The sequence below is a fragment of the Streptomyces sp. NPDC005070 genome (genome assembly GCF_053600395.1).
This window is the reverse complement of record NZ_JBSFZS010000007.1, coordinates 1-11,690: the sequence shown is the minus strand read 5'-3', so window position 1 is coordinate 11,690 and position 11,690 is coordinate 1. Positions and strand designations below refer to the sequence as shown.

Genomic DNA, 11,690 nt, shown 5'->3' with positions numbered 1-11,690 from the left:
AAGTTCATCCCTGGGTCTGCTGGATAGCTTCGCGGAGCACTTGGCGGTCGTCGAAGGGACGCACCACCCCGGCGATGTCCTGGCCCTGCTCGTGGCCCTTGCCGGCGATCAGCACGGTGTCCCCGGGCTTTGCGCGCGCGACGGCCGCGGCGATGGCGGCGGCCCGGTCCTCGAAGACCTGGACCTCGCCCCGCTCGTGGGCCGGCACCTCCGCGGCACCCGCGAGCATCGTGGCGAGGATCGCGAGCGGGTCCTCGGAGCGGGGGTTGTCGGAGGTGAGGACGGCGGTGTCGGCGAGCCGGGCCACGGCCGCGCCCATCGGCATCCGCTTCGTCGTGTCCCGGTCGCCGCCGCAGCCGAGCACCACGTGCAGCCGGCCTTCGGTGACCTTGCGCAGGGCGCGCAGGACGGATTCGACGGCGTCCGTCTTGTGGGCGTAGTCGACGACGGCGAGGTACGGCTGGCCCTCGTCCACACGTTCCAGCCGGCCCGGGACCCCGGGGACGGCGGCGATTCCGTCGGCCGCCGCCTGCGGGTCGATCCCGGCGGCCGTGAGGGCGACGACCGCGGCGAGCGTGTTCGCCACGTTGAAGGGGCCGGCGAGCGGCGAGCGGGCGGTGATCCGCTCGCCCTTGGGGCCGACCGCGGTGAACGTCGAGTCCATCGGGCCGACTTCGACCTCCTCGGCGCGCCAGTCGGCGTCCGGGTGGCCCTCGGCGGAGAAGGTGACGACGGGGACGGTGGCCTCCCCCGCGAGCCTGCGGCCGTACTCGTCGTCGAGGTTCACGACGCCGAGCCGGCTGCGCCTGGCCGTGAAGAGCTGGGCCTTGGCCTGGAAGTAGTCCTCCATGCCCGTGTGGAACTCCATGTGTTCCGGGCTGAGGTTGTTGAAGACGGCGACGTCGAAGACGCAGCCGTCGACGCGGCCGAGGACCAGCGCGTGGCTGGAGACCTCCATCGCGACCGAGTCGACCCCGCGCTCGCGCATGACGGCGAACAGGGCCTGGAGGTCGGTGGCCTCGGGTGTGGTGCGCTCGGACTTGATGCGCTCGTCGCCGATGCGCGTCTCGACCGTGCCGATCAGGCCGGTGGAGCGGACGGTCTTCAGGCCGCCCTCGACGAGGTAGGCCGTCGTGGTCTTGCCCGAGGTGCCCGTGATGCCGATCTGGAGGAGATCGCGCCCCGGGTGGCCGTAGATGGTGGCCGCGAGCTCACCCATCGATCCGCGGGGGTCCTCGACGACGAGGACCGGCAGGCCGGTGGCCGCGGCGCGCCCGGCGCCGGTCGGGTCGGTGAGCACCGCGACGGCGCCTAGGCCGGCCGCCTGGGTCACGAAATCGGCGCCGTGCAGACGGGCGCCCGGCAGAGCGGCGTACACGTCGCCGGGTCGCACCGCCCGGGAGTCATGGGTGATGCCCGTGACCCCGACGTCGCTCTCCGGCCTCTCGGCACCCAGCTGATCGGCCAGCTCCGCGACGGGGATGGCGGAGACGTGAACCGGACGCGGCGGCCCCGGATATGTCACAGGGACGCCCTTCTGGGTGGTTTGGGACTGATCAGCTTGTGGCACGGCGGTGAGCGTACCGGGCTCACCCCCGCCGGGGCGAAGCGAGGGCGGGGACGGGGTGCGCGGGGAGTGCTGGTTCCCGGGGTCCGGGGTGATCGTTGTCACGAGTGGTTCCTGGTCCGTTGTGCGGGGTTGCTGATCACAGCGTGCGGTCGGGGAGCGGTCACGGTGTGTAGTCGACGGGCAGCCGGGCCGCGTGGGCGCCGGTGGGCGGGACCTGAAGGGTCTTCAGGGCGAACTCCATCACCTGCTTGAAGACGGGTCCGCAGATCTGGCCGCCGTAGTAGCTGCCCTTCGTGGCGTTCTGGATCGCGCAGTAGACGGTGACGCGGGGCTTGTCTGCGGGGGCGAAGCCCGCGAAGGAGGAGGTGTAGCCGTGGTATTTCCCGGTGGCCGGATCCACGCGGTTGGCCGTACCCGTCTTGCCCGCGACCCGGTACCCGGGGATGCGCGCCCTGATGCCGGTGCCCTGCTTGTCGTCCACCACGGACTCCAGCATCCGGGCGAGTGTCTTCGCCGTCTTCTCGCTCACGACCCGGGTCTTCTTCGGCTCGGCGGCGGGTGTGAAGCGGCCGTCGGGCCCCTTCGTGCCGCGCACCAGGGTCGGCTCGACGCGGACGCCGCCGTTGGCGATCGTCGAGTAGACGGAAGCCGCCTGCATCGCGTTGATCGACACGCCCTGGCCGAAAGGAATCGTGTACTGCTGCGAGGTCGACCACTTGTCGGCGGGCGCGAGGATGCCCGCCGTCTCGCCGGGGAAACCGAGCCCGGTGTGGCTGCCGATGCCGAACTTGCGCAGATACGAGTAGAGGACCTGGTTGGCCTGCTTCTGGGTCTTGCCGAGCTGGCCGGTGGCCAGGATGGTGCCGATGTTGCTGGACATGGCGAGCACGCCGTTGAGCGTGAGGTTCCAGGTCTTGTGGTCGACGTCGTCCTGGAAGAGCCGGTCGCCGCGGTGCAGCCGGTTGGGCACGACGACATGCGTCCCGGGGGTCGCCACGTTCTCCTGGAGGACGGCGGCCATCGACATCAGCTTGGCGGTGGAGCCGGGCTCGTACGCGTCCTGGAGGGCCGCGTTGCCCATGGCCGCCGCGTTGGCCTGGGTGAGGTCGTTGGGGTCGAAGCCCGGCGCGTTGGCCATGGCGAGGATCTGGCCGGTCTTCGTGTCCTGCACTATCACGTAGCCGCGGTCCGCCCCGGACGTCTTCACCTGCTCGGTGATGGCGTCCTGCGCGGCCCACTGGATGTCCCGGTCGATGGTGAGCTCGACGTCGGAACCGGCCACGGCCGGCGTCTCGGTGGAGCCCACGGTCGGCACCTGGCGGCCCCCGGACTGCGCGTAGCGGATCTTGCCGTCCTTGCCGGTGAGCTGTTTGTTCAACTGCTGCTCGACACCGCCGCCGCCCTTGCCGTCGGCGTTGACCCAGCCCAGTATCCCGGCGGCCAGGTCGCCGTTCGGGTACACGCGCTTGCTGGCCGGTACCGCGAGGACGCCCGCGAGGACGTTGACCGTGTTCCGGTCGGTCTCGGCCTTGGTCCCGAGTGTGCTCTTGAGGTCCTTGATCTGCTGCCAGACCTGGGGGGTGCGGCGGTGCGCGAGGAGGACGTAGCGGGTGTTCTTCGTCCGCAGCTTCCTGGCGACGGTGTCGACGTCCTGGCCGATGATCGGGCCGAGGAGGGCCGCGGCCTGTTCGGGGGCGTCGTCCACCTTCGTGGCCTCGCGGGTGAACATCGTCGGGTCCGCGGTGATGTCGTACGCGTCCACGCTCGTCGCCAGTTCGACGCCGTCGCGGTCGGTGATCCCGCCGCGCTCGGCGGCCAGGGTGCGTCCGACGTACCGGTTCTGCTCGGCCTTGGCCGCGTAGGTGCCCGCGTCCACGGCCTGCACCTGCAGCAGCCGCACGACGAACGCGATCATCACCAGCGTCAGGGCGAGGCTGACCATGCGCAGGCGGGGCCGGGGGCTGCCGAGCCGGATGAGACGCGGGCCGTCGGAACGGTTCGCGGCCGGGCGGCGTACGGGGCGGGCGCCCGGACCCGGGCGGTTCCGGCCCGCCGGGCGTGCGGGCCTGGCGGGGCCGGGCACGCGGCGGCGCGGCGGTTCCCTGTCGGACACTTCCGTCACCTGCCAGGGGTCGTGGAGGGCTGTTTGGAGGCTCCTGCGGAGGGCTGCCGCGAGCCGGGGGACGGTGTCGCGCTCCGCGCCGCGGCCCGGCTCGGGGCGCGGGCCGGGGCGAGGACCTCGGGCGGGAGGACCATCGGGGACCGCACGGCGGAGCCTGCGGCTCCGGGAACGCCCTTGACGGTGCCGTCGGGGCCGAGGAAGGCCGGGTCGCCACCGGGGACCATGCCGAGTTCGCGGGCACGGCGCTGGAGGGCGTCGGGGGCCGAGTAGGTGTCCACGTCCCGCTGGAGGGCCTGTTCCTCGTCGGTGAGGCTCTTGGTCTCCTTCTGGAGGTCGTCGAGGCGGAACGCGCCTTCGCTGAGCGCCGAGTTCAGCACGAGGAGCCCGATGAGGCCGCCGCCGAGGAGAAGGACCACCAGAAGGACGAAGGGGGTGCGGGCGGCCTGTCCGGCCCCCGCCGGAAGGAGCCGCGCGAGCCGGGCGGCCCGCCCCCTGAGTTCGGGTCTGCCGCTCACGCGCCCTCCCTGTGGCTCTGGTGTGCCGGCTTCACGGCCGCTCCATGGGTCCGGTTCCCCTACTCACGAAACCACCGCCGGTTCGGTTCCCGGCCTCGGCGGGCGGCCACGGGTCCCGGTGCCCGGTCCCCGCCCTCCGGCGGGTCCGGGAACCGGGCCCGGGGCGTCGCTCGAGTCCGGGTTTCCGCCTCACGGCCTCTCCTTCTCCCCCCCGCCTACTCGGCGGATTCCTCGCGGATGCGCTCTGCTCCCCGCAGCCGGGCGGGAGCGGCCCGCCGGTTCTCGGCGACCTCCTCCTCGGTGGGAAGTTCGGCACCGCGGGTGAGGAGCTTGAGCCGGGGCTGATAGCGCTCGGGGACGACCGGCAGTCCGGGCGGCGCGGTGTTGGCGGCGCCGGCCGCGAACACCTGCTTGACCAGCCGGTCCTCCAGCGAGTGGTACGACAGGACGGCGATCCGGCCGCCGACGGCGAGCGCCTTCACGGCCGCCGGAATCGCCCGCTCCAGGACACTCAGTTCGCCGTTGACCTCGATGCGCAGCGCCTGGAAGGTGCGCTTGGCGGGGTTGCCGCCGGTGCGCTTGGCGGCCTGGGGCAGCGCGTCCCGGATGAGCTCGACGAGCCGCGCGCTGTTGGTGAAGGGCTCCTTCTCGCGCTCGCGCACGATCGCGGAGACGATCCGCTTGGCCTGCTTCTCCTCGCCGTACGCCCGCAGGATCCGCACCAGTTCGCCCGGCGGGTAGGTGTTGAGGACCTCGGCGGCGCTCATGCCGGTCGTCTGGTCCATGCGCATGTCGAGCGGGGCGTCCTGGGAGTAGGCGAATCCCCGGTCGGCCTCGTCGAGTTGCATGGAGGAGACGCCGAGGTCGAACAGGACGCCCTGGACGCGCGGGATGCCGAGGCGGCCGAGCACGTCGGGGAGTTCGTCGTAGACGGCGTGCACCAGGTCGGCGCGGGTGCCGTAGGGGGCGAGCCGCTCTCCGGAGAGGCGCAGTGCCTCCTTGTCCCGGTCCAGGGCGACGAGCCGCACTCCGGGGAACCGGGTCAGCAGTGCCTCGCTGTGACCGCCGAGTCCGAGTGTGCAGTCGACGACCACGGCTCCCGGCTCGGTGAGGGCCGGTGCCAGCATGTCCAGGCACCGGTCGAGCATGACCGGGACGTGTCGGCTCTGCCCCTCCGGTCGCCCGCTGTCACCCTCGTCGGGAAGCGCTTCGCGCCCTTTCATTCCGGGCCCTCTCAGGTCCGGCGCGGCCCTACGCACCGCCGGGTCCCCACCCGCTCGGGAAGGGGAGGCCCGCCGCCGCCGGATGAAGGGCGTCGGCCGACCGGGAGCGGGAGGAGGCCGAGCCGTACGTACGCGCCGCGCACGCGGGGAAACTCCGGAAGGTCGCCGGGTCTCCTGGGGAAAACAGTGCAGCGGGGAGAGCCTCGCCTCCCGCTTCGCGTCACTTTAGTCCACGGTGTCTCGCGGTCAACCAACCGGCATGCGCGTCGCGGACGGCGCTCGGACCGAAGCCGCGGATCCGGAAGAATCACTCGAACGGGCAGGCCGTCACCGCCCGTGTGGATTACCTCACAACAAGCCGCGATGACATTCTTTGTCCCCTCTCACAACGGGCCTCGCCCATGCGTGACCAGTAACGTCGCAGGTATGACGACTTCCGCATCCGTTCCCACCGAGCCCGAAGACGCCATAGACACGGAGCGCTCGGTCACCGACCGCCTCGTGGACGCGAACGGGAAATACGCCGCCGCCTTCGCCGACCCGGGGATGGATGCCCGCCCCGTCCAGCGGGTCGCCGTCGTCGCGTGCATGGACGCCCGCCTCGACCTGCACGCCGCGCTCGGCCTGAAGCTGGGCGACTGCCACACCATCCGCAACGCGGGCGGCGTGGTCACCGACGACGTGATCCGCTCCCTCACCATCAGCCAGCGCGCCCTCGGCACCCGCAGCGTGGCCCTCATCCACCACACCGGCTGCGGCCTGGAGTCCCTCACGGAGGAGTTCCGGCACGACCTGGAGATGGAGGTCGGCCAGCGCCCCGCGTGGGCGGTCGAGGCCTTCCGGGACGTCGACCAGGACGTACGGCAGTCGATGCAGCGCGTGCGCACCTCCCCGTTCCTGGTGCACACCGACGACGTACGCGGCTTCGTCTTCGACGTCACGACCGGCCTGCTGCGGGAGATCGACCCCTCCTGACCCCGGCCCGCCGGAGCCCCGGTCGCCGGCCCTCCGCAGCTCGTGGGACCCTCTCTGCACAAAAAACCCCGGCCGTCCGGTGCTCAAAGAGCCGTAAGAACTGACATATCGCGGCCACTTGTCCACAGGCGGATGACACGAACCGGTAACGGCAACAAGAATGCGGGTGTGGCGTCACGCGGAACCTTTCGCGCGTGGTGCCCGTGTTTCGGGGTGGGCCGGTCCGCACAGGGCGTCGGCCCGAACGGGCCTAGGAGGGCCGGGTGACGACCTATGACGATCGTGCGAGCCTGACGGATCTGACCGCCACTGCGGAGCGTGTCCGCGGTTCGGTGGAAGGAGTGATCGAAGGCAAGCCTGAGGTCGTACGGCTTTCGCTGACCGTACTGCTCGCCGAGGGCCATCTTCTGATCGAGGATGTCCCCGGCGTCGGCAAGACCATGCTGGCCAAGGCGCTGGCGCGTTCCATCGACTGTTCGGTGCGGCGCATCCAGTTCACGCCCGACCTGCTGCCCTCGGACATCACGGGTGTGTCCATCTGGGACCAGCAGCGCCGGGACTTCGAGTTCAAGCCGGGTGCGATCTTCGCGCAGATCGTGATCGGCGACGAGATCAACCGCGCCTCGCCCAAGACGCAGTCCGCGCTCCTGGAGTCGATGGAGGAGCGCCAGGTCACCATCGACGGGCAGACCTACGAACTGCCCAGCCCGTTCATGGTGGTGGCCACCCAGAACCCGGTCGAGATGGAGGGCACCTACCCTCTGCCGGAGGCCCAGCGCGACCGCTTCATGGCCCGTGTCTCCATCGGCTACCCCAGCACGGAAGCCGAACTGCAGATGCTGGACATCCACGGCGGCGCGAGCCCGCTGGACGACCTCCAGCCGGTCGCCCACGCGCACGACATCGTGAAGCTGATCGACGCGGTCCGCACGGTCCATGTCGCCGACCCGGTGCGCCGCTACGCGGTGGACCTGGTGGCGGCCACGCGCACCCATCCGGACCTCAGACTCGGCGCCTCACCGCGCGCCACGCTGCATCTGCTGCGCGCGGCGAAGGCGTCCGCGGCCCTCAGCGGCCGGGAGTACGCGCTGCCGGACGACGTGCAGGCCCTCGCCGTCGCGGTCCTGGCCCACCGCCTGCTGCCCACGGCGCAGGCTCAGTTGAACCGCCGTACGTCCGAGCAGGTCGTCCAGGAGATCATCCAGCGCACCCCGGTGCCCGCCGCTCCCCAGCAGCCCGGCCTCTCGATGGGCCGGGGGGCGCCCACGTACGGTCAGCAGCCGCCCCGGAGGCTGTGATGACACAGGCGAGCGCGGGCCACACCGCCGAGGACAAGGGCGGGCTGCGCACCGCGCTCGCCGGTCTCACCACGCGCGGCCGCTCGTTCCTGGCCGCGGGAGTGGCCGCCGCGATCTGCGCGTACGTCCTCGGGCAGAGCGAGCTGCTCCGGGTCGGCCTGCTCCTCGCGGTGCTGCCGCTGGTCTGCGCGGCCGTCCTGTACCGCACCCGCTACCGGGTCTCGGGCAGCCGCAGGCTCTCTCCCGGGCGGGTGTCCGCGGGCTCCGAGGCCCGCGTGCATCTGCGCATGGACAACATCTCGCGCCTACCCACGGGTCTGCTGATGCTCCAGGACAAGGTGCCCTACGTCCTCGGGCCGCGCCCCCGCTTCGTGCTGGACCGGGTCGAGGCGGGCGGCCGCCGCGAGGTGTCCTACCGCGTGCGCTCGGACCTGCGCGGCCGCTATCCGCTGGGCCCGCTGCAACTGCGGCTGACCGACCCGTTCGGAATGTGCGAGCTGACCCGCTCCTTCTCGGCGTACGACACCCTGACCGTCATACCGCGCGTGGAGGCGCTGCCACCGGTGCGGCTGACGGGAGAGGCGAAGGGGTACGGCGACGGGCGGCAGCGCTCTCTCGCCCTGGCCGGCGAGGACGACATCATTCCGCGCGGGTACCGCCACGGCGACGACCTGCGCCGTGTGCACTGGCGGCTGACCGCCCGCTACGGCGAGCTGATGGTCCGCCGCGAGGAACAGCCCCAGCGCTCCCGTTGCACCGTGCTCCTGGACACCCGGGGCATCGCCTTCCAGGGCGCGGGCCCCGACTCGGCCTTCGAGTGGGCCGTCTCGGGAACGGCCTCCACGCTGCTGCACATGCTCCAACGGGGCTTCTCCGTGCGCCTTCTGACGGACACCGGCAGCTCGGTGCCCGGCGAGGGCGCCGACGGGTTCGCGGGCGCGAGCCAGGAGTCGGCGGACGCGGCCGGGATGATGATGGACACGCTCGCCGTCGTCGACCACTCGGACGGCACGGGCCTCTCCCGCGCCTACGAGGTGCTGCGCGGCGGCAACGAAGGACTGCTGATCGCCTTCCTCGGCGATCTCGACGAGGAGCAGGCGACCGTGCTCGGCAAGATGCGCCAGCGCAGCGGCGGGGCCGTCGCGTTCCTGCTCGACAGCGAATCGTGGGTCCGGGAACCGACCGAGGTGCCCGGCCCGTTGGACGAAGGCACGGACCCGCTGCGCATGCTGCGCGAAGCGGGCTGGACCGCCGTGACGGTGCCGCGGGGCGCGTCGCTCGCCGACCTGTGGAGCGAGGCGGACCGCCGGCGCACGCATGCGGCGTCGACGGGGACGACCGCGGGGGGTGGTGGCGCATGAGCGGGCGGGCGAGGCTGGCGCTGTACGCGGCGGCGGCCACACTGATGACGTCGTGCGCGCTGCTGCCGCTGGTGAGCCCGGCGACGTGGATCTTCCAGGCGGCGTTCCTGCTGGCCGTGCAGACCGGTGTCGGCGCGCTGACCCGGCGGGTCCCGCTGGCCCGGCCGCTGACCGTGGCGGCACAGGCCCTGGTGACGCTGATGATGCTGACGCTGGTCTTCGCCCGGGGCCAGGCCCTCGCCGGGATCGTCCCCGGGCCCGAGGCCTTCCAGCACTTCTCGGCACTGCTCCAGGCGGGCGCCGACGACATCGGCAGATATTCGATCCCCGCTCCGCTGTCGGACGGGATCCGGCTGATGGTGGTCGGCGGTGTCCTGGTGATCGGGCTCGCGGTGGACACCCTCGCGGTGACCTACCGCAGCGCAGCGCCCGCCGGCCTTCCGCTGCTCGCCCTGTACTCGGTCGCCGCGGGCCTGTCCGGCGGCGGCGCGGCCTGGCTGTGGTTCCTGCTCGCGGCCACCGGCTATCTGATGCTGCTGCTGGCCGAGAGCCGGGACCGGCTCTCGCAGTGGGGCCGGGTCTTCGGCGGAGCGGCCCGCGGGCCGGGACCGGAGTCCGCGAGCGGTGTCGTCGCTCCCGTCCGCACCGGCCGGCGGATCGGCGCGGTCGTCCTGGGCGTCGCCCTGTTCGTGCCGCTCGCGCTGCCCTCGCTCGACGGCGGTCTGCTGGACGGCGCGGGCCGGGGCATCGGCAACGGCACCGGAGGCGGCGGCACGATCGCCGCGGTGAACCCGCTGGTCTCGCTCCGCGACAGCCTGAACGTGGACGAGGACCGCACGGTCATGACGTACCGCACGAACACCGGGGACACACAGAACCTGTATCTGCGGATCGTCTCGCTGGACGACTTCGACGGCACCGCGTGGAAGCCGGCGCAGCGGCACATCGTGGACGTGCCGAAGACGTTCCCGTCGCCGGTCGGTCTGTCCGGCGAGGTCAAGCGGGCGACGATCCGGACACAGATCGCGGCGGCCGACTGGTACGCGCAGGACTGGCTGCCGATGCCGTATCCGGCCAGCAAGGTGGACATCAAGGGGAGCTGGCGGTACGAGCCCGTGGGGCGCACCCTCGTCGGCGACCACGGGCAGAACACGCGTGGCGCGCGGTACGAGGTCACCAGCCTGATGGTGCAGCCGACGGCGCAGCAGCTCGCGAGCGCCCCGGAGGCCTCGCCCGCGATGAAGCGCGAGTACACCAAGGTTCCGGAGTCGCTGCCCGCGATCGTGGCGAAGACGGCCCGCAAGGTCACCGCGGGCTCGGCCAACCACTACGAGCAGGCGGTCAAGCTCCAGGACTACTTCGCGGTCAGCGGCGACTTCCGTTACAACACCCAGGTGCAGGCCGGCAGCGGCTCGACCGCGATCGCGAACTTCCTGAAGCAGAAGGAGGGCTTCTGCGTCCACTTCTCCTTCGCGATGGCCTCGATGGCGCGCACCCTCGGGATTCCGGCCCGCGTCGCGGTCGGCTTCACGTCGGGGACCCCGCAGGCGGACGGTTCGATGGCCGTCGGGCTGCGGGACGCGCACGCCTGGCCCGAGCTGTACTTCGAGGGCGTGGGCTGGACCCGCTTCGAGCCGACCCCGAGCCGGGGTTCGGTGCCCTCATACACCCAGACGAACACGCCGGGCGAGATCGAGCCCGCGGCCCCGAAGCCGACGTTCTCGACGTCCGCGGCGCCCTCGGCGGAGCCCTCGGCGAGCGAGAGCTGCTCGCCGCAGCTTCGGAAGCTGGCGGCCTGCCCGGAGCAGTCCCCGTCGGCCGCCGTCGGCACCGACGACGACATCTGGCCCACGATGAAGAGCCTCGGGCTGGCGCTGGCCGGGCTGCTGGTGCTGGGAGTGCCGTTGCTGCCCCTGCTGTGGCGGACACGGGTGCGGGCGGTCCGGCTCGGCGGTCACGGCCACACCGAGGCGGACGTGGCGGCGCACACGCTGGGGGCCTGGTCGGAGGTGACCGATACGGCGTGGGACTACGGGATCGCGCCTCAGGAGTCGCAGACGCCGAGAAAGGCGGCCGAGCGGATCGTCGAACTCGGGGGCCTCGATCCGAAGGCCGAGGCGGCGGTGCACCGGCTGGCCGCGGCCGTGGAGCAGGTTCTCTACGCTCCGCACCCCCGGCCGGTGGCCGGCCTCGCCGACGACGCGCGCCGGGTCGGGAGGTCCTTCTGGACGTCCGCGAGCCGTCCCGCGCGGCTGCGCGCTCTCCTCGCCCCCCGTTCGGCCGTCCGGGTGATATGGATGGCCTCGGCCGCCTGGACGACCCTGAGAACCCGCCGTCACCACCCGACCAGCCAGAACACCTGACAACCCCGGCCCTGGCCGCGGGCAGGCGTCCCGTAGCCAGGCCGGGCCACCGCCACCTGTGCCGGTCCCGCTGTGGGCAGGCGTCCCGCGGGGCGGGACGGGTGGGCACGGCCACCGGTGCCGGATGCCTTGGAACGTGGCTTCCGGTCACCGGGGAGGCGGAACGCCGGGGCGGCCCCGCAGGGGCGGATGTCGCACGCGTGAGGGGCCCGCACATCGCGGGACAGGGTTTCGCCAGAGCGCCGGGCAGGCCTTGCACCTGC

8 protein-coding genes are annotated in these 11,690 nt (G+C 72.2%); 4 read left to right on the top strand and 4 right to left on the bottom strand.

From position 1 onward, the window contains the following. Nucleotides 1–4: 4 nt before the first annotated feature. The 4 genes from ACWEBX_RS04210 to rsmH all read right to left on the bottom strand — a co-directional run bounded on the left by ACWEBX_RS04210 (nucleotide 5) and on the right by rsmH (nucleotide 5,430). The gene (locus tag ACWEBX_RS04210; RefSeq protein WP_451883362.1) at nucleotides 5–1,525 is read right to left on the bottom strand and encodes a UDP-N-acetylmuramoyl-L-alanyl-D-glutamate--2,6-diaminopimelate ligase; all 1,521 of its coding nucleotides are present in this window, start codon (nucleotides 1,523–1,525) and stop codon (nucleotides 5–7) included. 205 nt (nucleotides 1,526–1,730) lie between these two features. After that, on the bottom strand, nucleotides 1,731–3,683 hold the full coding sequence (locus tag ACWEBX_RS04205; RefSeq protein WP_451883361.1) for a peptidoglycan D,D-transpeptidase FtsI family protein: 1,953 nt from the start codon (nucleotides 3,681–3,683) through the stop codon (nucleotides 1,731–1,733). 5 nt (nucleotides 3,684–3,688) lie between these two features. Beyond that, nucleotides 3,689–4,207 (bottom strand): septum formation initiator family protein, encoded by a 519-nt coding sequence (locus ACWEBX_RS04200; protein ID WP_451883360.1) that lies wholly within the window; start codon nucleotides 4,205–4,207, stop codon nucleotides 3,689–3,691. 215 nt (nucleotides 4,208–4,422) lie between these two features. Further along, nucleotides 4,423–5,430: a 16S rRNA (cytosine(1402)-N(4))-methyltransferase RsmH gene (gene rsmH, locus ACWEBX_RS04195; RefSeq protein ID WP_451883359.1), complete on the bottom strand. Its 1,008-nt coding sequence runs from the start codon at nucleotides 5,428–5,430 to the stop codon at nucleotides 4,423–4,425. Nucleotides 5,431–5,856: 426 nt separating this feature from the next. On the opposite strand from rsmH, the gene ACWEBX_RS04190 reads away from it, so the two are divergent. The 4 genes from ACWEBX_RS04190 (at nucleotide 5,857) to ACWEBX_RS04175 (ending at nucleotide 11,427) form a co-directional block, all read left to right on the top strand. Continuing rightward, complete coding sequence (locus ACWEBX_RS04190) at nucleotides 5,857–6,405, top strand: beta-class carbonic anhydrase (protein WP_355767770.1); 549 nt, start codon at nucleotides 5,857–5,859, stop codon at nucleotides 6,403–6,405. Nucleotides 6,406–6,668: 263 nt separating this feature from the next. Further along, on the top strand, nucleotides 6,669–7,703 hold the full coding sequence (locus ACWEBX_RS04185; protein WP_451883358.1) for an AAA family ATPase: 1,035 nt from the start codon (nucleotides 6,669–6,671) through the stop codon (nucleotides 7,701–7,703). Then, nucleotides 7,703–9,064, top strand: a complete 1,362-nt coding sequence (locus ACWEBX_RS04180) for a DUF58 domain-containing protein (RefSeq protein ID WP_451883357.1) — start codon at nucleotides 7,703–7,705, stop codon at nucleotides 9,062–9,064. Before ACWEBX_RS04185 ends, ACWEBX_RS04180 begins: the two co-directional genes overlap by 1 nt. Then, the gene (locus tag ACWEBX_RS04175) at nucleotides 9,061–11,427 is read left to right on the top strand and encodes a transglutaminase TgpA family protein (RefSeq protein ID WP_451883356.1); all 2,367 of its coding nucleotides are present in this window, start codon (nucleotides 9,061–9,063) and stop codon (nucleotides 11,425–11,427) included. Before ACWEBX_RS04180 ends, ACWEBX_RS04175 begins: the two co-directional genes overlap by 4 nt. The last annotated feature ends 263 nt before the right edge of the window (nucleotides 11,428–11,690 follow it).